The following is a 24,598-nucleotide window of genomic DNA, read 5'->3' on the forward strand; positions in this document are numbered from 1 at the left end:
AAACAGGCTGGTCTGGCTGCGAGACTCTCCTTGGATGTAAGCCATAACGAAAAATGCTCCGTATCTTTCGATACGGAGCATTTTCATTGAGCGCTGCGCAGATTGCTAGGTTTTCACACAGTCTGCGAAGGGTGCTTTTTGCGTTTCGCTAAAAGCTTAGCGCTTCAGCGAAGCCGGCAGGTGCGGCTGGATCGCCGTCAGAACTGCCTTGAAGCACTTGGTGTTGCCGGCAACGATGTGGCCTTTTTCAAGGAAATCGTGACCGCCGGTGAAGTCGCTCACCAAACCGCCGGCTTCTTGAATCAGCAGGGCGCCTGCAGCCATGTCCCACTCGGACAGGCCCGACTCCCAGAATGCATCGAAACGACCGGCAGCGACGTAAGCCAGGTCCAGGCTCGCCGAACCAGCGCGGCGGATGCCGGCAGTTTGACCCACCAGAGCGCGGAACATGCCCAGGTAGTTGTCGAGGTTGTCCATCTGGTCGTCCCGGAACGGGAAGCCGGTGCCCAGCAGGGCGCCGTCGAGGCTGGTACGACCGCTGACGCGCAGGCGACGACCGTTCAGTTGAGCGCCGCGACCACGGCTGGCGGTGAATTCTTCCTGGCGAACCGGGTCCAGAACCACTGCGTGTTCCAGGCGACCGCGATATTTGCAGGCGATGCTGACGGCAAAGTGAGGAATGCCGCGCAGGAAGTTGGTGGTGCCGTCCAGTGGGTCAATGATCCACAGGTATTCTTCGCCTTCGATGCCGGTGCCGGCGTGCAGGCCAGTTTCTTCACCCTGGATCGAGTGATTCGGGTAAGCCTTGCGCAGGGCGTCGATGATTTTCTGTTCGGCGGCACGGTCAACCTCAGATACATAATCCTTGGCGTCTTTTTCGTCGACCTTGATGGTATCCAGGCGCTCGATGGAGCGGAAGATCAGTTCACTGGCGCTGCGGGCGGCGCGCAGCGCGATATTCAGCATGGGCTGCATGGATGTGTCACCTAAGGTTGTTAAAGAAAGCCGCGCATTCTATCAGAACTTTTCTTCAGGTGAAGGACGCTGTTCGCTTTCATAGCTTAACGGTAGGCTGTTCTGTAAGATTTGCACCCCTTCCCTGTGTCCGAGAGCGCCTCCCTTGCTGCAGAACATTCGTGTCGTCCTGGTCAATACCAGCCACCCCGGCAACATCGGCGGGGCTGCGCGCGCCATGAAAAACATGGGTCTGTCGCGATTGGTGCTGGTTGAGCCGCGGCTGTTCCCGCACCACGAAGCCGATGCTCGTGCTTCCGGTGCCGGTGACATTCTTGAAAACGCGCAAGTCGTCGCCACTTTGGAAGATGCCTTGGTCGGCTGCAATCTGGTGCTCGGCACCAGTGCTCGTGATCGACGCATTCCGTGGCCACTGCTGGATCCGCGCGAATGCGGCACCAAAGTGGTTGAGGAGGCCGGGCAGGGTGCCGAAATCGCTCTGGTGTTCGGTCGTGAAGATTCCGGCCTGACCAATGAAGAGTTGCAGCGATGTCACTTTCACGTGCACATCCCCTCCGATCCGGAGTTCAGTTCGCTGAACCTCGGCGCGGCGGTGCAGGTGTTGAGTTATGAAGTGCGCATGGCCTGGCTGGCCGCACAGGGTCAGCCGAGCAAGATCGAGAAAGAAGAAGTGGCCTCGGTGAAAAGTGCCGAACTGGCGACCATGGATGAGTTGGAGCGATTCTATGAGCATCTGGAACAGACGCTGGTCGCCATCGAATTCCTTGATCCGGAAAAACCACGGCACTTGATGGCGCGCCTGCGCCGGTTGTACGGACGCAGCTCGGTCAGCCGGGCGGAAATGAATATTTTGCGTGGCATTTTCACGGAAACCCAAAAAGCGGCCCGTGGTGAGCTTCTTAAGCGGAAGGACTAAATGATGTTTGAGCGTTTGCGTGAAGATATCCAAAGTGTGTTCCATCGAGACCCGGCGGCGCGTAACGCTTTTGAAGTCCTGACCTGCTACCCCGGGATGCATGCGATCTGGATTCACCGATTGGCCGGGATGCTCTGGCGCCATGATCTGAAATGGCTGGCGCGTCTGGTGTCGAACTTTGGTCGCTGGTTGACCGGGATCGAGATTCATCCGGGGGCGAAAGTCGGTCGACGCTTCTTTATCGATCACGGCATGGGCATTGTCATCGGTGAAACCGCCGAGATTGGCGATGACGTGACCATTTATCAGGGCGTGACCCTGGGTGGCACCAGTTGGAATAAAGGCAAGCGCCATCCGACGTTGGGTGATGGCGTTGTGGTGGGGGCAGGCGCCAAGGTGCTTGGTCCATTCACGGTCGGCGCTGGTGCCAAGGTCGGCTCCAATGCCGTGGTAACCAAAGAAGTGCCGCCGGGCGCCACGGTTGTGGGGATTCCTGGGCGAATCATCGTCAAATCCGATGAGGAGCAGGACGCCAAACGCAAGGCCATGGCCGAGAAGATCGGCTTCGATGCCTATGGTGTCAGTGAGGACATGCCTGACCCGGTGGCGCGTGCCATCGGTCAGTTGCTTGATCACCTGCAAGCGGTGGATGGGCGACTGGAGGGGATGTGCGGCGCGCTGAAGGATCTGGGCAGTAGTTACTGTGCGAAAGATCTGCCTGAGCTGCGTGAAGAAGACTTTGCCTGCGTCAAAGGCAAGGATCAGAGTCAGGCGAGCTAAACCGCGTCGTATTCTTCGCGAGCAGGCCAGCATTGGAATGCATTCCCTTGTGGGGGTGGTCTCGCTCGCGAAGAACGATAACGCGGTATGTCTGGCTGTGCGCCACCAGCCTTTGCTATGATGCGCGCGCTCTTTTGCGGGTAAACCCGACTAAAGCACTAGGTCTTATAGTTGACTTAAATGCTCGGGAATTGCATACTCCCGCCCATTCTGAACTCCGTGGTAACTGTCCATGCGACTGACTACAAAAGGCCGATACGCCGTGACCGCCATGCTCGACCTGGCGTTGCACGCGCAGCACGGGCCCGTGTCTCTGGCCGATATCTCCGAGCGCCAAGGCATCTCCCTGTCCTACCTCGAACAGCTTTTTGCCAAGCTGCGCCGCAGTAACCTGGTTTCCAGTGTTCGCGGTCCGGGCGGTGGCTACCAGTTGTCCCGCGACATGCAGGGCATTCAGGTTGCTCAGGTGATCGATGCGGTGAACGAGTCGGTCGATGCTACCAAGTGCCAGGGCCAGGGCGATTGCCATTCCGGTGACACCTGTCTGACCCATCATCTGTGGTGCGACCTGAGCCTGCAGATTCACGAGTTTCTGAGCGGTATCAGCTTGGCTGACCTTGTGACTCGCCGTGAGGTGCAAGAAGTAGCCCAGCGTCAGGATCAGCGTCGTTGCAATGGCAAGGCGCAGCACCTGGACAAGATTGAAGCGTCCGCCGTCGAATGACAGCCAAAGAGCTAGCGGCACGCCAGCCAGCCTGATTTAGGAGATAGTCCATGAAATTGCCGATTTACCTTGATTACTCTGCGACCACCCCGGTCGATCCGCGCGTTGCGCAAAAGATGAGTGAATGCCTGCTGGTCGACGGAAACTTCGGTAACCCGGCGTCCCGTTCCCATGTGTTCGGCTGGAAGGCTGAAGAGTCCGTCGAAAATGCCCGTCGTCAGGTGGCCGACCTGGTCAACGCCGACCCGCGCGAAATCGTCTGGACTTCCGGTGCTACCGAGTCCGATAACCTGGCAATCAAGGGCGCGGCACATTTCTACGCCTCCAAGGGCAAGCACCTGATCACCTCCAAAATTGAGCACAAGGCTGTCCTCGACACCATGCGCCAACTGGAGCGTGAAGGTTTCGAAGTGACCTACCTCGATCCTCAGACTGACGGTCTGATCACTCCTGAGATGATCGACGCCGCGCTGCGCGAAGACACCATCCTCGTGTCGATCATGCACGTAAACAACGAAATCGGCACCGTCAACGACATCGCTGCCATCGGCGAACTGCTTCGTTCGAAAGGCATCCTGTTCCACGTTGACGCCGCTCAGTCCACTGGCAAGGTCGAGATCGACCTGCAGAAGCTGAAAGTCGACATGATGTCGTTCTCGGCCCACAAAACCTATGGCCCTAAAGGCATTGGCGCGCTGTACGTCAGCCGCAAGCCGCGTGTGCGCATCGAAGCGACCATGCACGGCGGCGGTCACGAGCGCGGCATGCGTTCCGGCACTCTGGCGACTCACCAGATCGTCGGCATGGGCGAAGCGTTCCGTGTGGCCAAGGAAGACATGGTTGCTGAAAACGTTCGTATCAAAGCCTTGAGCGATCGTTTCTACAAGCAGGTCGAGCATCTGGAAGAGCTGTACGTAAACGGCAGTCTGACTGCCCGCGTTCCGCACAACCTGAACCTGAGCTTCAACTACGTTGAAGGCGAATCGCTGATCATGGCGCTCAAGGATCTGGCGGTTTCGTCCGGTTCGGCCTGCACCTCGGCATCGCTTGAGCCTTCGTACGTACTGCGCGCTCTGGGCCGCAACGACGAACTGGCGCACAGCTCGATCCGCTTCACCTTCGGCCGTTTCACCACCGAAGAAGAAATCGACTACGCCGCGCAGAAAGTCTGCGAGGCCGTTACCAAGCTGCGCGCTCTGTCGCCGCTGTGGGACATGTACAAAGACGGTGTCGACATTTCGAAAATCGAGTGGGCGGCACACTGATTTCAAGTCGCCGCGAACCGGCCCTGTCAACTCAGGTTGTGGGGCATAAAGAGCGACTCTCTGATGAGTGAGGATTAAGAATCATGGCTTACAGCGAAAAGGTCATCGACCACTACGAAAACCCGCGTAACGTCGGCAAGATGAATGCCGAAGACCCGGATGTCGGCACTGGCATGGTCGGCGCACCGGCGTGCGGCGACGTGATGCGTCTGCAGATCAAGGTCAACGATCAGGGTGTGATTGAAGACGCCAAGTTCAAGACCTATGGCTGCGGTTCGGCCATCGCTTCCAGCTCCCTCGCTACCGAGTGGATGAAGGGCAAGACCCTGGACGAAGCGGAAACCATCAAAAACACTCAGTTGGCCGAAGAACTGGCCCTGCCGCCAGTGAAAATTCACTGCTCGGTACTCGCTGAAGACGCTATCAAAGCGGCCGTTCGCGATTACAAGCAGAAGAAAGGCTTGATCTGACTTTCAGGATTTGGCGACGAGTAAGGAGTCACCGATGGCTATCAGCATGACAGAAGCGGCTGCTCGACACGTGCGGCGCTCCCTCGACGGGCGCGGCAAAGGTGAAGGGATTCGTCTGGGTGTTCGCACCACAGGTTGTTCCGGCCTTGCCTACGTGCTGGAGTTTGTCGACGAGGTGGTTGCAGAGGATCAGGTGTTCGAAAGTCACGGTGAAAAAGTGATTATCGACCCCAAAAGCCTGGCCTACCTGGACGGCACCGAGCTCGATTTCGTCAAGGAAGGGTTGAACGAAGGCTTCAAGTTCAACAACCCCAACGTGCGCGGCGAGTGTGGCTGCGGCGAAAGCTTCAACATCTGAGGCTTGTCGTGGGTATTCCTTGTCATTTCGCTTTATTCGAGCTGCAACCGAGTTTCCGTCTGGATCTCGAGCAGTTGGCCACGCGCTATCGTGAGTTGGCGCGCGGCGTTCATCCTGACCGCTTTGCCGACGCTTCAGAGCGCGAGCAGCGGTCGGCTCTTGAGCAGTCTGCGCGTCTGAATGACGCTTATCAGACGCTCAAGAGCCCGGCCCAGCGTGCGCGCTACCTGCTGACCATCAGTGGGCATGAAGTGCCGATGGAGGTCACGGTCCACGACCCCGAGTTTCTTTTGCAGCAGATGCAATGGCGCGAAGAGCTCGAAGACCTTCAGGACAGCGCCGACCTGGACGGTGTCGCCGTATTCAAGCGTCGCCTGAAAGTGGCTCAGGAAGAACTCAATGAAAGCTTCGCAGCCTGTTGGGATGATGCAGCGCAACGCGAACAGGCCGAACGCCTGATGCGGCGCATGCAGTTCCTCGACAAGCTCACCTACGAAGTGCGCCAGTTAGAAGAGCGCCTCGACGATTAACCCAGTGCCGCTCCGGTCGCACGCCTGATATACAGATAAGTCCTGATCACGATGGCCCTACTGCAGATCGCCGAACCCGGCCAAAGTCCTCAACCGCACCAGCGTCGTCTGGCTGTGGGGATTGACTTGGGCACTACCAATTCGCTGGTCGCTGCGTTGCGCAGTGGTCTTTCCGAGCCGCTGGCCGACGCTGACGGGCAGGTCATCCTGCCGTCCGCCGTGCGTTATCACGCCGATCGCGTCGAAGTCGGCGAGTCGGCCAAATTGGCCGCCGCCTCCGATCCCCTGAACACTGTGCTGTCGGTCAAGCGCTTGATGGGGCGTGGTCTGTCCGACGTCAAGCAATTGGGCGAGCAACTGCCCTATCGCTTTGTCGGCGGCGAATCGCACATGCCGTTCATCGATACCGTACAAGGCCCGAAAAGCCCGGTCGAGGTCTCGGCCGATATCCTCAAGGTGCTGCGTCAGCGTGCGGAAGCGACCTTGGGTGGCGAGTTGGTCGGGGCGGTGATCACCGTGCCAGCGTATTTCGATGATGCTCAGCGTCAGGCCACCAAGGATGCGGCGAAACTCGCCGGCCTCAATGTGCTGCGCCTGCTTAATGAGCCAACCGCAGCCGCTGTGGCTTACGGTCTGGATCAGCACGCCGAGGGCCTGGTCGCGATTTATGACTTGGGCGGCGGCACCTTCGATATTTCCATTTTGCGTCTGACCGGCGGTGTTTTCGAAGTCTTGGCCACTGGCGGCGACAGCGCGCTGGGCGGTGACGACTTCGATCACGCGATTGCCGGCTGGATCATCGAGAGTGCGGGTTTGTCCGCTGATCTCGATCCGGGCGCGCAACGTAATCTGCTGCAAACTGCTTGCGCAGCCAAAGAAGCCCTGACCGACTCGGCGACTGTTGAAGTGGCTTACGCTGGCTGGAAAGCGCCGCTGACCCGCGAAGCTTTCGATGCGCTGATCGAGCCGATGGTCGCTCGCAGCCTGAAAGCATGCCGCCGCGCCGTTCGTGATTCCGGTGTTGAGCTGGAAGACGTACACGCCGTGGTCATGGTCGGTGGCTCGACCCGTGTTCCACGCGTTCGCGAAGCGGTCGCCGAAGCTTTCGGTCGTCAGCCATTGACGCAAATCGACCCGGATCAAGTGGTGGCCATTGGTGCCGCGATCCAGGCCGACACCCTGGCTGGCAACAAGCGCGATGGCGGCGAACTGCTGCTGCTTGACGTGATTCCGCTGTCCCTGGGGCTGGAAACCATGGGTGGCTTGATGGAGAAGGTAATCCCGCGCAACACCACCATCCCCGTCGCACGCGCACAGGATTTCACCACTTATAAAGACGGCCAGTCGGCCATGGCGATCCATGTGCTGCAGGGTGAGCGTGAGCTGATCAGCGACTGCCGCTCCTTGGCGCGCTTCGAATTGCGCGGCATTCCGGCGATGGTGGCCGGTGCGGCGAAGATTCGCGTGACCTTCCAGGTCGATGCCGACGGACTGCTCAGCGTTTCTGCCCGTGAACTGGGGTCGGGCGTTGAAGCGAGCATTCAGGTCAAGCCGTCCTACGGTCTGACCGACGGCGAAATCGCCAAGATGCTCAAGGATTCGTTCCAGCACGCCAATGACGATAAGGTCGCCCGCGTTCTGCGCGAGCAACAGGTGGATGCCCAGCGCCTGATCGAGGCTGTGCAGGGCGCTCTTGAGGTGGATGGCGAGCGTTTGCTCGACGCCGAAGAGCGCATGGTCATCGACCTGCAGGTGCAGGAGCTGGCCGAACTGATGAAAGGCACCGATGGTTACGCCATCGAGCAGCAGACCAAGCGTCTGTCGCAAGTGACCGACGCCTTTGCTGCCCGCCGGATGGATTTGACGGTGAAAGCCGCTCTGTCGGGGCGCAACCTGAATGAAATCGAGGATATCTGATGCCGCAGGTCATTTTTCTGCCCCACGAGAAGTTCTGCCCTGAAGGCATGGTGGTCGAGGCTGCGCCCGGCACATCGATTCTCGAACTGGCCCACGAACACCATATCGAGATGGAAAGCGCCTGCGGCGGCGTTTGCGCCTGCACCACTTGCCACTGCATCATCCGCGAGGGTTTTGACTCGATGGAAGAGGCTGACGAGCTGGAAGAGGACTTCCTCGATCGTGCCTGGGGTCTGGAGGCGCAATCGCGTCTGGCCTGTCAGGCTATCGTGGGTGAAGAAGACATCACCGTCGAGATTCCGAAATATTCGCTTAACCATGCGGCCGAAGCGCCGCACTGACTGGTAAGACTGTCATGAGCTACGGTTGGAATGATGTTCAACGCATTGCAGAAGAATTGGCCGAAGCCAAGCCGGATGTAGATCCGCTTTCTGTGAATTTCGTCGACCTGCAGCAATGGATCAAGGAATTGCCTGACTTCGACGACACCTCTGGCCGCGTCGGCGAGAAGGTGTTGGAAGCGGTTCAGGCGCTCTGGATCGAAGAAGTAGACTGATCGTCCTCGCAGGTTAGGCAATACCCAAGAACCCGCGTATAATTCGCGGGTTTAATTTTTCGCAAATTACCGTTTCTGGAGTTACACCATGGCTGTTCAACGCACTTTCTCCATCATCAAGCCTGACGCTGTTGCAAAAAACGTCATCGGCGAAATCACCACTCGTTTCGAAAAAGCCGGCCTGCGCGTTGTAGCTTCGAAACTGAAGCAACTGTCCAAAGCCGAAGCTGAAGGCTTCTACGCTGAGCACAGCGCTCGTGGTTTCTTCGGCGACCTGGTTGCTTTCATGATCTCCGGCCCGGTTGTTGTTCAGGTTCTGGAAGGCGAAAACGCTATCGCTCTGAACCGTGAGCTGATGGGCGCTACCAACCCTAAAGAAGCTGCTGCCGGTACCATCCGCGCTGACTTCGCTGATTCCATCGACGCCAACGCTGTTCACGGTTCGGACTCCGAAGCCGCAGCTGCTCGTGAAATCTCGTACTTCTTCGCAGCTACTGAAGTAACCACTCGCTAAGCATTGGCTTAAGAGTGAAGGTGAATCCATGACTACATCGACTGTAAAAACCAACCTGCTGGGTCTGACTCAACAGGAAATGGAAAAATTCTTCGACTCAATCGGGGAGAAGCGTTTCCGTGCCGGTCAGGTAATGAAATGGATTCACCACTTTGGCGTCGATGATTTCGACGCCATGACGAACGTCAGCAAGGCCTTGCGCGACAAGCTCAAGGCTATTGCTGAAGTCCGTGGTCCTGAAGTGGTCAGCGAGGATATCTCCAGCGACGGCACCCGTAAGTGGGTGGTGCGCGTGGCGTCCGGCAGCTGCGTCGAGACCGTGTACATTCCCCAGGGCAAACGCGGCACTCTGTGCGTTTCGTCCCAGGCAGGCTGTGCCCTGGATTGCAGTTTCTGCTCCACCGGCAAGCAAGGCTTCAACAGCAACCTCACCGCCGCCGAAGTGATCGGCCAGGTGTGGATCGCCAACAAATCTTTCGGCAGCGTCCCGGCAACCGTCGACCGTGCCATCACTAACGTGGTGATGATGGGCATGGGTGAGCCGCTGTTGAACTTCGACAACGTCGTCGCCGCCATGCATCTGATGATGGATGACCTTGGTTACGGGATCTCCAAGCGCCGCGTGACCCTGTCCACGTCGGGTGTGGTGCCGATGATCGATGAGCTGGCCAAGCACATCGACGTATCCCTGGCGTTGTCCCTGCACGCACCGAATGACGCATTGCGTAACCAATTGGTGCCGATCAACAAGAAATATCCGCTTAAGATGCTGCTCGAGTCGTGCCAGCGCTACATGTCCGCCCTTGGCGAGAAGCGTGTGCTGACCATCGAGTACACCTTGCTCAAGGATATCAACGACAAGGTTGAACACGCCGTTGAGATGGTCGAGTTGCTGAAGAACATTCCGTGCAAGATCAACCTGATTCCGTTCAACCCGTTCCCGCATTCCGGGTACGAGCGGCCGAGCAACAACGCAATCCGTCGCTTCCAGGATCAGTTGCATCAGGCCGGTTTCAACGTCACTGTCCGCACCACCCGTGGTGAAGACATCGACGCTGCATGTGGTCAATTGGTAGGGCAGGTGCTGGATCGCACCCGTCGCAGCGAACGTTACATCGCCGTGCGTGAGTTGAGCGCCGACAGCGATCTGGCACAGAACGCCGCGAACACTAACTAAGAGAGGATCTCTATGTCCCTGCGCTTTGCGCTGCTGTTGCTGTTGGCCAGCCTGTGTGCTGGTTGTGTCCTGTCGGGTGACTACAACCCAATGAAGACCAGCAAGGGCCGCGATGAAGCGCGAGCTGCCTACGTGCAACTGGGGTTGGGGTACTTGCAGCAAGGCATGAGCGAGCGGGCCAAAGTGCCGCTGAAAAAAGCGCTGGAGCTCGACAGTTCGGACCCTGACGCCAACGCTGCCCTCGGGCTGGTATTTCAGGCTGAAATGGAGCCAAAACTGGCTGACGAGCATTTTCGCAAGGCGTTGTCCTCCCGTCCGGGTGATGCGCGAACGCTCAACAATTACGGCAGTTTTCTCTACGAAGAGCAGCGATATAAAGAAGCCTACGAGCGTTTTGAACAGGCAGCCGCCGATACCCTGTATCCTGAGCGTTCGCGTGTGTTCGAGAACCTCGGCATGACAGCATCGAAGCTCGGCGAGCGTGACCTGGCGCAGCAGCATTTGGAAAAGGCGCTGCGATTGAATCGTCAACAACCGCGCGCATTGCTGGAAATGGCTGAGTTGTCCTTCGAAGACAGGCATTATGTGCCCGCACGTGACTATTACGACCGTTTCAGCCTGCTTACCGATCAAAATGCACGTAGTCTATTGCTTGGCGTTCGGCTGGCTAAAGTGTTTGAAGATCGCGACAAGGCAGCCAGTTACGGCCTGCAATTAAAACGACTCTATCCCGGTACGCCGGAATATCAGCAATACCTGTCGGAGCAATGATGAAAGCGGCGCATCCCGAAGTTGTAGCAGCGAATCGCGTTAACCCCGGTGAGACCCTGCGCCAGGCACGCGAAAGCAATGGCTGGTCGCTGGCCGAAGTGGCCCTCAAGCTCAACCTCACTGTGACTTCCCTGAGCAATCTTGAAGCCGGCGCTTTCGACAAGCTGCCGGGGCATACCTTCGCACGCGGTTACATTCGCGCTTATGCCAAATTGCTCGGCATGGACCAGACCGTTCTGGTCCAGCAATTCGACCAGTCCACCGGCACCGACTCCCAAGGCAGTAACGTACACGCCCTTGGCCGTATCGAGGAGCCTGTTCGGGTTTCCCACACCATTTTGCGTATCGTCTGCCTGCTGTTGCTGATCGCGGTGATTGGCGGTGGTTTCGTCTGGTGGCAGGATCAGACATCGCTGCGAACCAAAGAATTGACCAGCCTGGCATCGGAGCACGTTGAAGTCGAAGGCGCCGACGGCACCACCCAGATACACCCGATAGACGAGCCGCAGGACCAGGCTGTTGCGCAAGGTCAGGCCGAGGGCACCACCGCGCTGGCGCTACCGCAGTCGGAAACCACAGCCGAATCGAGCGGCCCTGAAGGCGCCGCCCCGGCACCCGCTCCAACTGAACCGGCCGCGCCCGCGCCCGCGCCAGTTGTTGCGACCCCGGCCCCCAGCGTACCGGCCACGCCAGCGCCGACTGTCACAGCACCGGTCGCCTTGGCAACGCCTGCACCGACCCAGGAAACGCCTGCCCCCGTTGCCGGCGATGGTCAGGTGCAGTTGCAGTTCACCGGCGATTGCTGGGCACAAGTGACCGATGGTCGTGGCAAGGTTCTGTTCAGTGGTCTGAAGCATAAAGGCGACAGCGTATCTGTTTCCGGCAAGCCGCCGCTTGCTGTGCGCCTGGGTGTTGCCCGCGCCGCGCAGGTCAGCTACAACGGCCAACCGGTCGATATCGCTCCGTTCACCAGTGGCGAGACTGCTCGCCTGAAGTTGGGTCAATAAGTCATGCACGGCGAATCACCAATCAAACGTCGCGTCTCGCGCAAGATCTGGGTCGGTAACGTACCGGTAGGCGGCGATGCGCCTATCGCTGTGCAGAGCATGACCAACAGCGACACCAATGATGTTGCGGCCACCGTTGCGCAAATCAACCGTCTTGAAGCTGCCGGCGTCGACATCGTCCGCGTCTCGGTGCCAGACATGGACGCTGCCGAGGCGTTCGGCAAGATCAAGCAACTGGTCAAGGTGCCACTGGTTGCCGACATCCACTTCGACTACAAGATCGCTTTACGCGTGGCAGAACTGGGTGTGGACTGCCTGCGTATCAACCCGGGCAATATCGGTCGTGAAGACCGCGTGCGCGCGGTGGTTGACGCCGCCCGTGACCGCGGGATCCCGATTCGCATCGGCGTTAACGCCGGTTCCCTGGAAAAAGACCTGCAAAAGAAATACGGCGAGCCCACCCCCGCTGCACTGGTTGAATCCGCGCTGCGTCACGTCGAGCACCTCGAACGCCTGAATTTTCAGGACTTCAAGGTCAGCGTGAAGGCCTCCGACGTATTCATGGCCGTCGAGGCCTACCGTCTGCTGGCAAAAGAAATCGTTCAGCCACTGCACCTGGGGATCACCGAAGCGGGTGGATTGCGTTCGGGTACAGTGAAATCCGCCGTGGGCCTAGGTATGCTGCTCGCCGAGGGGATTGGCGATACTATCCGCATCTCGCTGGCGGCCGACCCGGTCGAGGAAGTGAAGGTCGGCTACGACATTCTCAAGTCTTTGCACCTGCGTTCCCGTGGAATCAACTTCATCGCCTGCCCGAGTTGCTCGCGGCAGAACTTCGATGTGGTCAAGACCATGAACGAGCTGGAAGGGCGCCTTGAAGACCTGCTGGTGCCGCTGGATGTCGCGGTGATCGGTTGCGTGGTCAACGGCCCCGGCGAGGCCAAGGAAGCCCATATCGGCTTGACCGGCGGCACGCCAAACCTGATTTACATCGACGGCAAACCGTCGCAGAAACTGACGAATGACAATCTGGTGGATGAGCTGGAAAAGCTGATCCGCCAGAAAGCGGCCGAGAAGGTCGAAGCTGACGCTGCGGTTATCGCGCGCGGTTGAGCCTGACTGTAGAGCCGAACGAATTTAAGGATTTAAAGTGAGCAAGTCATTGCAAGCCATTCGTGGCATGAACGACATCCTGCCCGAACAGACCCCGCTGTGGCGTTATTTCGAGAGCACTGTTGCGCGTCTGCTGGATAACTACGGTTACAAGCAGATCCGCATGCCGATCGTCGAGTTCACCGAGCTGTTCAAGCGCTCGATCGGTGAAGTCACCGACATCGTTGAAAAAGAGATGTACACCTTCGAAGACCGCAACGGCGACTCCCTGACCTTGCGTCCGGAAGGTACCGCAGCGTGCGTGCGTGCAGTGCTCGAGCACGGCATCACCGGTGGCGGCCAGGTACAAAAACTCTGGTACATCGGCCCGATGTTCCGCCACGAGCGTCCGCAGAAGGGGCGTTATCGCCAGTTCCATCAGATCGGTCTGGAGGTGTTCAACCTCGACGGTCCGGACATCGACGCCGAACTCATCATCATGACCTGGCGCCTGTGGGGCGAACTGGGTATTCGGGACGCCGTCAAACTCGAACTCAACAGCCTGGGTACCAGCGAGTCCCGTGGTCGTTATCGTGAAGCGCTGGTCGAGTACCTCTCGGCGCACCACGACAAGCTCGACGAAGACAGCCAGCGTCGCTTGAAAACCAACCCGCTGCGGGTGCTCGACACCAAAAATGCCGACACTCAAGCCGTGTTGGTCGATGCGCCGAAAATGGCTGACTACCTGGACGACGAGTCCCGTGCCCACTTCGAAGGCCTGAAGGCCCGTCTGGACGCCGTTGGCATTCCTTACGTGCTCAACCCCAAGCTGGTTCGAGGCCTTGATTACTACAGCAAAACCGTTTTCGAATGGGTCACCGACAAGCTCGGTGCCCAAGGCACCGTGTGCGCGGGCGGCCGTTACGACGGTCTGGTTGAGCAGATGGGCGGCAAGCCGACCACAGGCGTTGGTTTCGCCATGGGCATCGAGCGTCTGGTGCTGATGCTCGAAACCCTGGAACAGATCCCGGAAGAAATCTCCCGTCAGGTCGACGTCTATCTCTGTGCCTTCGGTGAAGAGGCCGAGTTGGCCGCTCTGGCGCTGGCCGAGCGTGTTCGCGATCAACTTCCAAACCTGCGTCTGCAAGTCAATGCCGGCGCCGGTAGCTTCAAAAGCCAGTTCAAGAAAGCCGACAAGAGCGGTGCACTGTACGCACTGATCCTGGGTGACGACGAAATGGCCCAGCAAGTGGTAGGTTTCAAACCCCTGCGTGGCCAGGGCGAACAACAAAGCATTGCCTGGGATGCGCTCGCCGCTCACCTGGCCACCTGCGTCGTGCAGGGTTGAAGCTGTCTAAACAGCCGATTTAGCGATTAAGGAGTATTGGGGTGTCGAGTACCGAAGACGAACAGTTGGCGGATTTGAAGGACTGGTGGACACGCAACGGCAAACCTCTGGTCACCGGCGGCCTGTTGGCGCTGGTCATCGTGTTCGGCTGGCAGGCTTATCACAAGTATCAGAGCAACCAGTCGCAAGGCGCTTCGGTGCTCTATCAGCAACTGCTGGAAACCACACTGACGCCTGACGGCAAGCCTGATACTGCGCGCGTTGCGGATCTGGCCGGCAAGCTCAACAGTGAATTCGGCGGTACTGCCTACGCGCAGTACGGCAGCCTGTTCGTGGCCAAGGTTGCAGTCGACAGCGGCAAGCTCGATGACGCAGCGATGGAACTGAAAGCCATTGTCGACAAACCGGCCAACCCGGCGCTCGGCGAAATCGCCCGTCAGCGTCTGGCGCAAGTGCTGGGTGCGCAGAACAAGGCCGATGACGCTCTGAAACTGCTCGACGGCGATGCCGATAAAGCGTTCCTGGCCACTCGCGAAGAGCTCAAGGGCGACTTGCTGGTGCAGTTGGGTCGTACCGATGACGCGAACAAGGCGTATCAAAAAGCCAAGGCAGCACTGTCGGATGAAGCGGCAGTCGGTGGCCTTCAAATCAAACTCGACGACCTGGCCAAAGGGGATGCGTGACGTGATCCGTTGGAAGCATGCAGCATTGCTGGCTCTGGCCCTTCTGGCCGCGGGTTGCAGCAGCAACAGCAAAAAAGAATTGCCACCGGCTGAACTGACCGACTTCAAAGAAGAAGTGGTTCTGCAAAAGCAGTGGAGTCGTTCGATTGGTGATGGTCAGGGCGAAACCTACAACATGCTGGTGCCAGCGGTTGACGGTGACACCATTTACGCTGCCGATGTAACCGGCATCGTGATGGCCATGGATCGCAGCAACGGCGACGTGAAGTGGAAAAAAGATCTTGAACTGCCTGTCTCCGGCGCCGTAGGCGTTGGTTACGGTCTGGTTCTGGTTGGCACGCTGCAAGGCGAAGTCGTTGCTCTGGACACCGTCACCGGTGAAGAGAAGTGGCATGCTCGCGTGAACAGCGAAGTCCTCGCCCCGCCGGCCAACAACGGCGACGTGGTCGTGGTGCAGACTCAGGACGATCGTCTGGTCGGCCTGGATGCCTCCACAGGTACTCAACGCTGGGTGTATGACAGCACGCCGGCCGTACTGACACTGCGTGGTACCAGTGCGCCGATCGTGACCAACCGCCTCGCGGTGGCTGGCTTGTCGACCGGTAAAGTGGTTGCTGTGGACATTTCCAACGGTGTGCCGGTCTGGGAACAACGGATCGCGATTCCACAGGGTCGTTCGGAACTGGAGCGCGTAGTCGACATCGACGGCGGTCTGCTGCTTTCCGGCGGTACGCTTTACGTTGCCAGCTATCAGGGCCGTGTTGCGGCACTGGATCTGGAGAGCGGTCGTCAACTCTGGCAGCGCGATGCGTCGAGCTACGCCGGTATTGCCCAGGGTTTCGGCAGCGTCTATGTCAGCTTGGCATCAGGCACCGTTGAAGGCGTCGACGAACGTTCCACCACTGCATTGTGGAGCAACGATTCGCTGGCTCGCCGTCAACTGTCGGCGCCGGAAGTGTTCTCCAGCTACGTTGCAGTCGGCGACATGGAAGGTTACCTGCACCTGTTGAGTCAGGTGGACGGTCGATTCGTCGGCCGTGAGCGCATCGACAGCGACGGCCTTCGCGCCCGTCCGCTGGTGGTGGGTGACACGATTTATGTGTATGGCAACAGCGGCAAACTGGAAGCCCTGACCATCAAGTAACAACTATGCTTGGGGATAACACCCCAGGCAGCTTCACTTGTGGGAGTGAACCTGTTCGCCCCCACAGTGTTGCCCCGAGCACCAGCCGCTGCCTCGCAGCGGCTTTTGTATTTTCTGAAATAACGAAGTGGAGAGCCGCATGGTTCCCGTAATCGCCCTGGTGGGCCGACCGAACGTCGGCAAATCCACCTTGTTCAACCGCCTGACCAGGACTCGTGACGCCATCGTCGGCGACTTGTCCGGTCTGACCCGTGATCGCCAGTACGGTGAGGCCAAGTGGCAAGGGCGTTCCTACATTCTGGTCGACACCGGTGGTATCTCCGGTGACGAGCACGGTATGGACGAAAAAATGGCCGAGCAGTCGCTGCTGGCCATTGAAGAAGCTGATGTTGTGCTGTTCCTGGTAGATGCCAAGGCCGGTTTTACCGCCGCCGACCAGATGATCGCCGAACACTTGCGCAAACGTAACAAGCGCTCCTACGTGGTTGCCAACAAGGTCGACAACATCGACCCGGAAATGGCCCGCGCTGAATTTGCTCCGTTGGGTATGGGCCACGCGATTCCGATCGCCGGTGCTCACGGCCGTGGCATCACTCAGATGCTGGAAATCGCCTTGGGTGATTTCCCGAGAGACGAAGAAGAGCCGGAGGACGGCGAAGAAGAAGTCGTTGCCGAAGGCGAGGAAGCCAAGCGCATTCCTGGCCCGAGCGAAAAAGACGGGATCAAGATCGCCATCATCGGCCGTCCGAACGTCGGCAAGTCGACTCTGGTCAACCGCATGCTCGGTGAAGACCGGGTAATCGTCTACGACCAACCCGGCACCACGCGCGACAGTATCTACATTCCGTTCGAACGCAATGAAGAGAAGTACACGCTGATCGACACAGCCGGTGTTCGCAAGCGCGGCAAGATCCATGAAGAAGTCGAAAAGTTCTCCGTGGTCAAAACCCTGCAAGCGATCAAAGACGCCAACGTGGTGATCTTCGTGATGGACGCCCGCGAAGGCGTGGTCGATCACGACCTCAACCTCTTGGGTTTTGCCATTGAGTCCGGTCGTGCGCTGGTTATTGCCATCAACAAGTGGGACGGCATGACGCCGAGCGAGCGCGACTTCGTGAAGGTCGAGCTGCAACGTCGACTGTTCTTCGTTGATTACGCCGATATCCACTTCATCTCGGCTCTGCACGGCACGGGCGTGGGCAACCTTTACGCGTCCGTACAGAACTCGTTCAAGTCGGCGGTCACCCGCTGGCCGACCAACCGCCTGACCCAGATTCTGGAAGACGCGGTTGGCGAGCACGCGCCACCGATGGTCAACAACCGCCGGATCAAGCTGCGTTACGCTCACTTGGGGGGGGCCAACCCGCCGATCATCGTGATCCACGGTAACCAGATCGAGAAAGTGCCCAAGTCGTATGTGCGCTATCTGGAGAACACTTACCGCCGTGTGCTGAAGCTGGTCGGTACGCCGATCCGCATCGAGTTCAAGGGCGGCGAGAACCCGTACGAAGGCAACAAAACCACGCTGACCGACCGTCAGGTCAACAAGAAGCGTCGTTTGATGTCGCACCACAAGAAAGCCGACAAGAAGCGCCGCGACAAGAAGTGATTCATCGCTTCTTGTGCGATCAAGATAAAAAGGGGGGCGCCGGTTGGCGCCCTTTTTTTATGGGCGTCGTATGGGCTATCCTCGGGCTCTCCCGCGCCGTCGTCAGAGCCGGGGGCAGAGCAGGGAACCCGGATGATCACCAGTAAGCTGCCGAATGTCGGCATCACTATTTTCACGCAGATGTCTCAGCTCGCGGCGCAGACCGGGGCCATCAACCTGTCCCAGGGTTTTCCTGATTTCGACGGCCCACAGTCCCTGCGCGATGCGGTCGGTCGGCATATTGCCAGTGGCCATAACCAGTATTCGCCGATGACCGGGTTGCCAGCGCTGCGTGAGCAGATTTCGGCGAAGATCGCCCGCAGTTATGGCGTGAGCGTCGATGCCGACAATGAAGTGACAGTGACGCCGGGTGCAACCCAGGCGATTTTCTGTGCCATTCAGGCCGTTATCCACAGCGGTGACGAAGTGATCGTTTTCGACCCGTGCTACGACAGCTATGAACCCGCGACGGAACTGGCCGGCGGTCGCTGCGTGCATGTGCAACTGAGGCCCGACGATTTCTCCATCGATTTTGACAAGCTTGCCGCTGCCCTGAGTCCGCGCACGCGAATGATCGTCCTCAACACCCCGCATAACCCGAGCGGAGCGCTGATCAGCCGCGCAGAGCTTGATCAACTGGCGGCGTTGATCCGCGATCGTGACATCTATTTGATCAGCGATGAAGTCTACGAACATCTGGTGTTCGATGGCACGCCACATGTCAGCGTGCTGGCCCATGAAGCGTTGTATCAGCGCGCATTCGTGGTCAGTTCGTTTGGCAAGACCTACCACGTCACGGGCTGGAAAACCGGTTACGTTGTTGCACCGCCCGCGCTGACGGCTGAATTGCGCAAGGTGCATCAGTACGTCAGTTTCTGCGGCGTGACGCCGTTGCAATACGCCTTGGCCGATTACATGGCGCAACACCCTGAGCACGTCGAAGAGCTGCCAGGTTTCTATCAGGCCAAGCGCGATCTGTTCTGTGATCTGCTGACGCCGTCGCGATTGAGCTTTACCCGAGTCACCGGTACTTACTTCCAACTGGTCGATTACTCACAGATACGTCCCGACCTCAACGACGTCGAGATGGCGATGTGGATGACCCGCGAGCATGGCGTGGCGAGTATTCCGGTGTCGGTGTTCTACCAGAAACCACCCGAAGGCCAGCGCCTGGTGCGCCTGTGCTTCGCCAAACGCGAGGAGACGCTGCGCGAAGCGGCGGCCAAACTATGCGCGATCTGAGTGCGTTACCCGATCTCAATCTGGCACTGATTCAGACCTGCCTGGCATGGCATGACCGTCAGGCCAACTTCGAGCATTTCGAGGTGTTACTGGAGCAGGCGCGTGGGGCGGACCTGATCATCCTGCCGGAAATGTTCACCACCGGCTTCTCCATGGAGTCAGAAACCCTCGCCGAAGCCGAGAATGGCCCTACCAGCAAATGGCTGCGGGTGCAGGCGGCCAAGCTCAATGCGGTGATCACCGGCAGCGTGATCGTTCAGGCCGCCGACGGTAGCCACCGCAATCGTTTGTTGTGGGCAAGGCCCGACGGCGAAGTCTGGCATTACGACAAGCGCCACCTGTTCCGCATGGCCGGCGAGCACAACCACTACACCCCCGGTGAACGTCAGGTGCAGTTCGAGCTCAAGGGCTGGAGGGTTCGACCGCTGATTTGCTACGACTTGCGCTTCCCGGTGTGGAGTCGTGACGCGCAGGACACCGATCTGCTGCTGTACACCGCTAATTGGCCGGGTGCACGGCGTTTGCACTGGAATCGCCTGCTGCCTGCGCGAGCCATCGAAAATCTGTGCTACGTGGCGGCGGTCAATCGTGTGGGCACTGACGGCAAGGGGTTTGCGTATACCGGCGACAGTCAGGTACTGGATTTCCAGGGCGAAACCTTGCTGGCGGCGGGGGAGGCTGACGGGGTGTTCAGGGCTGTGCTGGAGGCCGCGCCATTGGCTGCTTACCGTGAGCGTTTTCCGGCGAATCTGGATGCCGATACCTTCGAGTTCACCTGATATTTGCGGTGTCTGGCAGGCCATCTTCGCGAGCAAGCCCGCTCCCACAGTTGACCGCGTTCCAATGGGGGAGCGGGAGGCCAGATTGAGCAATACAAAACCATCAGGCAAAAAAAGGCCCCGGCGTTCGCACTCCGGGGCCTTGTGCGTTTCAGCGATGGCTTAAGCCGCTTTCGCTTCCGGCTGGCTCAGCGAACGGTTGAGTGCGCTGAACAGTGCCTTGAAGCTGGCCGTGGTGATGTTCTCATCGATACCCACACCGTGCACCGCACGTTCGCCGTTCACGCGCAGCTCGATGTAGGCCGCCGCTTTGGCATTGGTGCCCGCGCCGATCGCGTGCTCGTTGTAGTCCATGATCTCCACCGGAATCGGCAGGCCAGCGACCAGTGCTTCCAGCGCACCATTGCCTTTGCCGCGCCAGTGCAGGTTGGTTTCGCCCTGACCTTGGCTTGCCACCTCCACTTCGACCGAGCTGTTGCCGTTTTCTTCCTGCAGGCGATGGCTGACCAGAGCATAAGGGGTGTTGGCTTGCAGGTATTCGCTGATCAACAGCGAGTGGATCTGCTTGGCGGACATCTCCAGGCCCAGACGGTCGGTTTCACGCTGCACGACCTGGCTGAACTCGATCTGCATGCGGCGTGGCAGGCTGATGCCATATTCCTGTTCCAGCAAATAAGCGATGCCGCCCTTGCCCGACTGGCTGTTGACGCGGATCACCGCCTCGTAGCTGCGGCCGATGTCGGCCGGATCGATCGGCAGGTACGGGACTTCCCACAGGGCATCGGGTTTCTGCTGGGCGAAACCCTTGCGGATCGCATCCTGGTGGGAGCCGGAGAAGGCGGTGTGAACCAGGTCGCCAACGTACGGGTGACGTGGATGAACCTGAATCTGGTTGCATTCTTCGACGACTTTGCGCACGCCGTCGATGTCGGAGAAGTCCAGCTCAGGGTTGACGCCCTGGGTGTACAGGTTCAGTGCCACGGTGACGAGGTCGACGTTACCGGTACGCTCGCCGTTACCGAACAGGCAGCCTTCGACACGATCGGCGCCCGCCATCAGGCCCAGCTCGGTCGCAGCCACGCCGGTGCCACGGTCGTTGTGGGTGTGCAGGCTGATGATCACGCTGTCACGACGGTTGATGTTGCGGCCGAACCATTCGATCTGGTCGGCGTAGATGTTCGGGGTCGCGCATTCCACGGTGGCCGGCAGGTTGAGAATCATCTTGTGCTCGGGCGTCGGGTTCCAGACCTCGATCACCGCGTCACAGACTTCCTTGGCGAACTCCAGCTCAGTGGCGCTGAAGGTTTCCGGCGAGTATTCGAACGTCCACTCGGTGTCCGGCTGCATCGCGGCGTATTTGACGAACAGCTTGGCGGCGTTGACCGCGATGGCCTTGATGCCGTCCTTGTCCTGATTGAAGACGATGCGACGGAAGGACGGCGAGGTGGCGTTGTACAGGTGAACGATGGCTTTCTTCGCACCGCGCAGGGATTCGAAGGTGCGCTCGATCAGGTCTTCACGACCCTGGGTCAGCACCTGAATGGTGGTGTCGTCCGGGATGTGGCCTTCTTCGATCAGGGTGCGCACAAAGTCGAAGTCGGTTTGCGACGCGGCCGGGAAGGAGGCTTCGATTTCCTTCACGCCCACTTGAACGAGGGTTTTCCAGAAACGCAGCTTTTTCACCGCATCCATTGGCTCGATCAGCGACTGGTTGCCGTCACGCAGGTCGGAGCTGCACCAGATCGGCGCGACATCGATGGTTTTTGACGGCCAGGTGCGATCCGGCAGGTTGATGACGGGAAACGCACGGTACTTCGAAGACGGATCTTTGAGCATGCTCATCGGGAAATTCCTTATTGTCTGGGCCGAAAAGAGGCGGCCTGCCGGTGGAACGAATGTTCTTGGAAAAGCGTGGGACGAGGCGTAGCGATTCAGCCTCGCAGTCGTGCGCTGACGAGGCACAGGCTGCGGTGCTGGCGAAGCTGAATGAGGGTGTGAGAGGTTTTCATGCCCTCAACCCTAACCGCGGGTGGGAAGGATGGCAAGCAGTCGGAAAAAATTGAGAGGAATACTCGAAAAGTACAGATTTGCACGATTTTATTGTGCGCTATGGCGGGAATCGTATGGATGTTTGCGCGAGGTTCGATACGGGCGCAATCGCTTTTCGGTGGCAGTCACGACGCCTTCACGAGCAAGCCCGCTCCCGCATTGTCCGTGTCGCACACGCATCTCGTGAACACCACCAACCTGTGTGGGAGCGGGCTTGCTCGCGAAGAGGCCTGCGGCCTCAGCGCATGACTCAGGGCTGGAAAGCGCCGATAAAGATCGCCGGATCGACCCGCGCATCATTCAGGCTGACATTCCAGTGCATGTGCGGCCCGGTCGCCCGGCCGGTCGCCCCCACCTTGCCCACCACGCCGCCACGGGCCAATTGATCGCCAACCTTCACATCAATTTTCGACATATGGCAGAACATGCTGATAAAGCCCTGCCCATGGTCGACAAACACGGTGTTGCCGTTGAAGAAATAGTTGCCGATCAGGATCACCTTGCCTGCCGCCGGGGTCTTGATCGGCGTGCCTGCCGGCACCGCAAAATCTAGGCCCGCGTGGGGGTTGCGTTCTTCACCATTAAAGAAGCGGCGCACACCGAACTTGCTCGACAGTGGCCCGTTGACCGGTTTGTCCAGCAGCAGATTGCTCGGCGTGTTCGGGCTGAAGCGGCGGTAAGCCTTGATCTGTTCGGCCAGTTCACCCTGTATGCGCTTGAGGTTGGCCGGGTTTGGATTGACCTGCTGAGTGTTCTTCAGGGTGATGCGTTGTTCCGGGTATTTCTTGTTTCCGACCGTGAACGGCAGATTGCGTCCGCCGCTGCTGATCTGTTGCGCGCCGGGCTTGACCGTCAGCGGCACACCGACGATCGCCAGCCAGTTGTTCTGTTCCTTGACCACCAGTACCGGTTTGCCTTGATAAGTAGCTTTAGGCGCTTGGCTCGATACGCCCAGATCAACCACGGCGACGCCGCCCGGCACCGGTTTGTTCAGCATCCGGGTGATGTAACTGTCGGCGTGGGCATTGAAAGTCAGGCACAGGAGCAACAGTGGAGCCAGAAAACGCGGCATGGATCAGTCCAGTAAAGAGAGGGTGACAGGCGTCAGATGATTGTCTTCGACGCGCACTTGCAGTTCGCCTTCGCCCAGTTTGGCTTTCAGGCGCTGGCCGGTATGGGTTTGCGCCGCGTTGCGAATCGCGTTGCCGCGCTCGTCGAGCAAAATGCTGTAACCGCGGCCGAGGGTCGCCAATGGGCTGACCACATGCAGTGTCTGCATTTGGCTGTGCAGTTGCAGGCGACGGCTTTTCAGGCCTTCACGCATCGCGCGTGGCAGACGCTCGGCGAGGCTATCGAGACGCTGGCGCAACATTGCCAGTTGCCGCCCCGGATGTTGCCCGGCGAGGCGGGTTTGCAGGCGGATCAGGCGTTCTCGACGGGTATTCAAGCTGCGTTCGAACGCCCGGCGCAGGCGCATGTCCAGATCATCCAGGCGCTGAGCCTGCTGGCGCAGACGTTCGCCGGGATGGCGCAGGCGACGCGCCATGCCTTCCAGTCGCAGGCGATCACGCATCAAACGGTCACGCATACGCATCACCAAGCGGCGATGCAGGCTTTCGACCTGACGGATCAGATGGCTGGAATCGGGGGCGAGCAATTCGGCGGCCGCGGACGGCGTCGGTGCCCGCACGTCGGCAACAAAGTCGCTGATCGACACGTCGGTTTCATGGCCGACCGCGCTGACAATCGGTGTGACACAGGCATCGACCGCACGGGCCACGGCTTCTTCGTTGAAGCACCAGAGGTCTTCCAGCGAACCACCGCCGCGAGCGAGGATCAGTGCGTCAAAACCACGGGCATCGGCCATTTTCAAAGCACGGACAATCTGCGCGGTGGCTTCGCGACCCTGCACGGCGGTGGGAATCAATGTCAGTTGGACCTGCGGCGCACGGCGGCGGAACACACTGATAATGTCGCGGATGACCGCGCCGGTCGGCGAACTGATGATGCCGATGCGTTGCGGATGCGCTGGCAGCGGTACTTTGCGTTCAGCGCTGAACAGGCCTTCGGCGCTGAGTTTTTCTTTCAGCGCATCGAAGGCCAGTCGCAGTGCACCGTCACCGGCCGGCTCAACCGTGTCGAGAATCAACTGATAGTCGCCACGGCCTTCGAACAGCGAGACCTTGCCGCGCACCTTGACTGCCAAGCCATCCTTCAACGCTTGACGCACCCGCGTCGCGTTCTGCCGGAACAGCGCGCAACGCACCTGCGCGCCACTGTCCTTGAGGGTGAAATAGATGTGGCCGGACGCCGGGCGGGCGAGGTTGGAAATTTCGCCTTCGACCCAGATATTGCTGAACACGTCTTCCAGCAACACCCGCGCGCGGCCGTTGAGCTGGCTGACAGTCAGGACTTCACGGTCCAGGCCGAGTCTTGCAAAGGGGTCTTTAATCATGGGGCGCAGTTTAAAGGCATTCGCCTGCCAATCACCACATGTCCACTCGGCACTTGACCGGATTTCGTCAGGGCTTAAGCTGCCGGCCTTTAGGGCGTCTTCGCGGGCAACCCGCTCCCTCAAGGTATCTCTGCTGTACACGCGATGTGTGAACGATGGAGGCCTCTGTGGAGCGACCTTGCCGGCGCAGGCGTCAGA

At 59.2% G+C, this 24,598-nt stretch carries 25 protein-coding genes; 21 read left to right on the forward strand and 4 right to left on the reverse strand.

The genetic code is table 11. The features are described from left to right. Positions 1-156 precede the first annotated feature (156 nt). Positions 157-975 (reverse strand): type III secretion system regulator SuhB, encoded by an 819-nt coding sequence (suhB, locus tag AACY02_RS16230; protein ID WP_016773320.1) that lies wholly within the window; start codon positions 973-975, stop codon positions 157-159. A 145-nt stretch (positions 976-1,120) separates the two neighbouring features. Between suhB and trmJ the strand changes: the two genes are divergently transcribed. From trmJ to AACY02_RS16335, 21 genes are all read left to right on the forward strand, one after another. Further along, positions 1,121-1,891, forward strand: coding sequence for a tRNA (cytosine(32)/uridine(32)-2'-O)-methyltransferase TrmJ (gene trmJ, locus AACY02_RS16235; protein ID WP_339432823.1), 771 nt, complete (start codon positions 1,121-1,123; stop codon positions 1,889-1,891). Between the two features lie 3 nt (positions 1,892-1,894). Further along, entirely contained in the window at positions 1,895-2,671 is a 777-nt protein-coding gene (cysE, locus tag AACY02_RS16240; protein WP_339432824.1) for a serine O-acetyltransferase, read from the forward strand. A 232-nt stretch (positions 2,672-2,903) separates the two neighbouring features. Then, positions 2,904-3,395 carry a Fe-S cluster assembly transcriptional regulator IscR gene (gene iscR / locus AACY02_RS16245; protein WP_009045442.1) on the forward strand — a complete coding sequence of 164 codons (492 nt, stop codon included), beginning with the start codon at positions 2,904-2,906 and terminating at the stop codon, positions 3,393-3,395. A gap of 50 nt (positions 3,396-3,445) precedes the next feature. After that, positions 3,446-4,660 carry an IscS subfamily cysteine desulfurase gene (locus tag AACY02_RS16250; RefSeq protein ID WP_221733371.1) on the forward strand — a complete coding sequence of 405 codons (1,215 nt, stop codon included), beginning with the start codon at positions 3,446-3,448 and terminating at the stop codon, positions 4,658-4,660. A gap of 83 nt (positions 4,661-4,743) precedes the next feature. Continuing rightward, positions 4,744-5,130 (forward strand): Fe-S cluster assembly scaffold IscU, encoded by a 387-nt coding sequence (gene iscU, locus AACY02_RS16255; RefSeq protein ID WP_003227907.1) that lies wholly within the window; start codon positions 4,744-4,746, stop codon positions 5,128-5,130. A gap of 34 nt (positions 5,131-5,164) precedes the next feature. After that, positions 5,165-5,488, forward strand: coding sequence for an iron-sulfur cluster assembly protein IscA (gene iscA / locus AACY02_RS16260; RefSeq protein ID WP_003227904.1), 324 nt, complete (start codon positions 5,165-5,167; stop codon positions 5,486-5,488). A gap of 8 nt (positions 5,489-5,496) precedes the next feature. Further along, positions 5,497-6,018 (forward strand): co-chaperone HscB, encoded by a 522-nt coding sequence (hscB, locus tag AACY02_RS16265; protein WP_008084660.1) that lies wholly within the window; start codon positions 5,497-5,499, stop codon positions 6,016-6,018. 51 nt (positions 6,019-6,069) lie between these two features. Beyond that, complete coding sequence (hscA, locus tag AACY02_RS16270; RefSeq protein WP_339432825.1) at positions 6,070-7,935, forward strand: Fe-S protein assembly chaperone HscA; 1,866 nt, start codon at positions 6,070-6,072, stop codon at positions 7,933-7,935. Continuing rightward, positions 7,935-8,276 (forward strand): ISC system 2Fe-2S type ferredoxin, encoded by a 342-nt coding sequence (fdx, locus tag AACY02_RS16275; RefSeq protein ID WP_007916885.1) that lies wholly within the window; start codon positions 7,935-7,937, stop codon positions 8,274-8,276. Before hscA ends, fdx begins: the two co-directional genes overlap by 1 nt. 14 nt (positions 8,277-8,290) lie before the next feature. After that, on the forward strand, positions 8,291-8,491 hold the full coding sequence (gene iscX / locus AACY02_RS16280) for a Fe-S cluster assembly protein IscX (RefSeq protein ID WP_339432826.1): 201 nt from the start codon (positions 8,291-8,293) through the stop codon (positions 8,489-8,491). A gap of 88 nt (positions 8,492-8,579) precedes the next feature. After that, on the forward strand, positions 8,580-9,005 hold the full coding sequence (gene ndk / locus AACY02_RS16285; RefSeq protein WP_007916882.1) for a nucleoside-diphosphate kinase: 426 nt from the start codon (positions 8,580-8,582) through the stop codon (positions 9,003-9,005). A gap of 28 nt (positions 9,006-9,033) precedes the next feature. Beyond that, positions 9,034-10,182 carry a 23S rRNA (adenine(2503)-C(2))-methyltransferase RlmN gene (rlmN, locus tag AACY02_RS16290; protein WP_339432827.1) on the forward strand — a complete coding sequence of 383 codons (1,149 nt, stop codon included), beginning with the start codon at positions 9,034-9,036 and terminating at the stop codon, positions 10,180-10,182. 12 nt (positions 10,183-10,194) lie between these two features. After that, entirely contained in the window at positions 10,195-10,953 is a 759-nt protein-coding gene (pilW, locus tag AACY02_RS16295; RefSeq protein WP_339432828.1) for a type IV pilus biogenesis/stability protein PilW, read from the forward strand. Further along, positions 10,953-11,960 carry a RodZ family helix-turn-helix domain-containing protein gene (locus AACY02_RS16300; RefSeq protein ID WP_339432829.1) on the forward strand — a complete coding sequence of 336 codons (1,008 nt, stop codon included), beginning with the start codon at positions 10,953-10,955 and terminating at the stop codon, positions 11,958-11,960. Before pilW ends, AACY02_RS16300 begins: the two co-directional genes overlap by 1 nt. Positions 11,961-11,963: 3 nt before the next feature. Further along, positions 11,964-13,073 carry a flavodoxin-dependent (E)-4-hydroxy-3-methylbut-2-enyl-diphosphate synthase gene (ispG, locus tag AACY02_RS16305; RefSeq protein WP_003227888.1) on the forward strand — a complete coding sequence of 370 codons (1,110 nt, stop codon included), beginning with the start codon at positions 11,964-11,966 and terminating at the stop codon, positions 13,071-13,073. Positions 13,074-13,110: 37 nt separating this feature from the next. After that, positions 13,111-14,400: a histidine--tRNA ligase gene (gene hisS / locus AACY02_RS16310; RefSeq protein ID WP_339432830.1), complete on the forward strand. Its 1,290-nt coding sequence runs from the start codon at positions 13,111-13,113 to the stop codon at positions 14,398-14,400. 41 nt (positions 14,401-14,441) lie between these two features. After that, positions 14,442-15,083, forward strand: coding sequence for a tetratricopeptide repeat protein (locus tag AACY02_RS16315; RefSeq protein WP_221733378.1), 642 nt, complete (start codon positions 14,442-14,444; stop codon positions 15,081-15,083). Continuing rightward, positions 15,076-16,227, forward strand: a complete 1,152-nt coding sequence (gene bamB, locus AACY02_RS16320) for an outer membrane protein assembly factor BamB (RefSeq protein ID WP_221733379.1) — start codon at positions 15,076-15,078, stop codon at positions 16,225-16,227. Before AACY02_RS16315 ends, bamB begins: the two co-directional genes overlap by 8 nt. 139 nt (positions 16,228-16,366) lie before the next feature. Further along, positions 16,367-17,836 carry a ribosome biogenesis GTPase Der gene (gene der, locus AACY02_RS16325; RefSeq protein WP_339432831.1) on the forward strand — a complete coding sequence of 490 codons (1,470 nt, stop codon included), beginning with the start codon at positions 16,367-16,369 and terminating at the stop codon, positions 17,834-17,836. Positions 17,837-17,968: 132 nt separating this feature from the next. Next, positions 17,969-19,117, forward strand: coding sequence for a pyridoxal phosphate-dependent aminotransferase (locus tag AACY02_RS16330; protein WP_339432832.1), 1,149 nt, complete (start codon positions 17,969-17,971; stop codon positions 19,115-19,117). After that, complete coding sequence (locus tag AACY02_RS16335; protein WP_339432833.1) at positions 19,105-19,896, forward strand: amidohydrolase; 792 nt, start codon at positions 19,105-19,107, stop codon at positions 19,894-19,896. Before AACY02_RS16330 ends, AACY02_RS16335 begins: the two co-directional genes overlap by 13 nt. Positions 19,897-20,058: 162 nt before the next feature. Here AACY02_RS16335 and leuA read toward each other — a convergent pair whose 3' ends face one another. The 3 genes from leuA to xseA form a co-directional block, all read right to left on the reverse strand. Then, complete coding sequence (gene leuA / locus AACY02_RS16340) at positions 20,059-21,738, reverse strand: 2-isopropylmalate synthase (protein WP_339432834.1); 1,680 nt, start codon at positions 21,736-21,738, stop codon at positions 20,059-20,061. A 457-nt stretch (positions 21,739-22,195) separates the two neighbouring features. Then, positions 22,196-23,017 carry a peptidoglycan DD-metalloendopeptidase family protein gene (locus AACY02_RS16345; RefSeq protein ID WP_339432835.1) on the reverse strand — a complete coding sequence of 274 codons (822 nt, stop codon included), beginning with the start codon at positions 23,015-23,017 and terminating at the stop codon, positions 22,196-22,198. A gap of 3 nt (positions 23,018-23,020) precedes the next feature. Beyond that, on the reverse strand, positions 23,021-24,400 hold the full coding sequence (xseA, locus tag AACY02_RS16350) for an exodeoxyribonuclease VII large subunit (protein ID WP_339432836.1): 1,380 nt from the start codon (positions 24,398-24,400) through the stop codon (positions 23,021-23,023). Positions 24,401-24,598: the final 198 nt, after the last annotated feature.

Source organism: Pseudomonas sp. EA_65y_Pfl2_P78, from assembly GCF_963970495.1.
Taxonomy (GTDB): Bacteria; Pseudomonadota; Gammaproteobacteria; order Pseudomonadales; family Pseudomonadaceae; genus Aquipseudomonas; species Aquipseudomonas baetica_A.

Excerpts from the sequence above, each read along its gene's own strand:
- suhB (WP_016773320.1), bottom strand. The coding sequence starts at position 975 with ATGCAGCCCATGCTGAATATCGCGCTGCGCGCCGCCCGCAGCGCCAGT.
- cysE (WP_339432824.1), top strand. The coding sequence starts at position 1,895 with ATGTTTGAGCGTTTGCGTGAAGATATCCAAAGTGTGTTCCATCGAGAC.
- iscR (WP_009045442.1), top strand. The coding sequence starts at position 2,904 with ATGCGACTGACTACAAAAGGCCGATACGCCGTGACCGCCATGCTCGAC.
- AACY02_RS16250 (WP_221733371.1), top strand. The coding sequence starts at position 3,446 with ATGAAATTGCCGATTTACCTTGATTACTCTGCGACCACCCCGGTCGAT.
- iscU (WP_003227907.1), top strand. The coding sequence starts at position 4,744 with ATGGCTTACAGCGAAAAGGTCATCGACCACTACGAAAACCCGCGTAAC.
- iscA (WP_003227904.1), top strand. The coding sequence starts at position 5,165 with ATGGCTATCAGCATGACAGAAGCGGCTGCTCGACACGTGCGGCGCTCC.
- hscA (WP_339432825.1), top strand. The coding sequence starts at position 6,070 with ATGGCCCTACTGCAGATCGCCGAACCCGGCCAAAGTCCTCAACCGCAC.
- fdx (WP_007916885.1), top strand. The coding sequence starts at position 7,935 with ATGCCGCAGGTCATTTTTCTGCCCCACGAGAAGTTCTGCCCTGAAGGC.
- iscX (WP_339432826.1), top strand. The coding sequence starts at position 8,291 with ATGAGCTACGGTTGGAATGATGTTCAACGCATTGCAGAAGAATTGGCC.
- ndk (WP_007916882.1), top strand. The coding sequence starts at position 8,580 with ATGGCTGTTCAACGCACTTTCTCCATCATCAAGCCTGACGCTGTTGCA.
- rlmN (WP_339432827.1), top strand. The coding sequence starts at position 9,034 with ATGACTACATCGACTGTAAAAACCAACCTGCTGGGTCTGACTCAACAG.
- pilW (WP_339432828.1), top strand. The coding sequence starts at position 10,195 with ATGTCCCTGCGCTTTGCGCTGCTGTTGCTGTTGGCCAGCCTGTGTGCT.
- AACY02_RS16300 (WP_339432829.1), top strand. The coding sequence starts at position 10,953 with ATGAAAGCGGCGCATCCCGAAGTTGTAGCAGCGAATCGCGTTAACCCC.
- ispG (WP_003227888.1), top strand. The coding sequence starts at position 11,964 with ATGCACGGCGAATCACCAATCAAACGTCGCGTCTCGCGCAAGATCTGG.
- bamB (WP_221733379.1), top strand. The coding sequence starts at position 15,076 with ATGCGTGACGTGATCCGTTGGAAGCATGCAGCATTGCTGGCTCTGGCC.
- der (WP_339432831.1), top strand. The coding sequence starts at position 16,367 with ATGGTTCCCGTAATCGCCCTGGTGGGCCGACCGAACGTCGGCAAATCC.
- AACY02_RS16330 (WP_339432832.1), top strand. The coding sequence starts at position 17,969 with ATGATCACCAGTAAGCTGCCGAATGTCGGCATCACTATTTTCACGCAG.
- AACY02_RS16335 (WP_339432833.1), top strand. The coding sequence starts at position 19,105 with ATGCGCGATCTGAGTGCGTTACCCGATCTCAATCTGGCACTGATTCAG.
- leuA (WP_339432834.1), bottom strand. The coding sequence starts at position 21,738 with ATGAGCATGCTCAAAGATCCGTCTTCGAAGTACCGTGCGTTTCCCGTC.
- AACY02_RS16345 (WP_339432835.1), bottom strand. The coding sequence starts at position 23,017 with ATGCCGCGTTTTCTGGCTCCACTGTTGCTCCTGTGCCTGACTTTCAAT.
- xseA (WP_339432836.1), bottom strand. The coding sequence starts at position 24,400 with ATGATTAAAGACCCCTTTGCAAGACTCGGCCTGGACCGTGAAGTCCTG.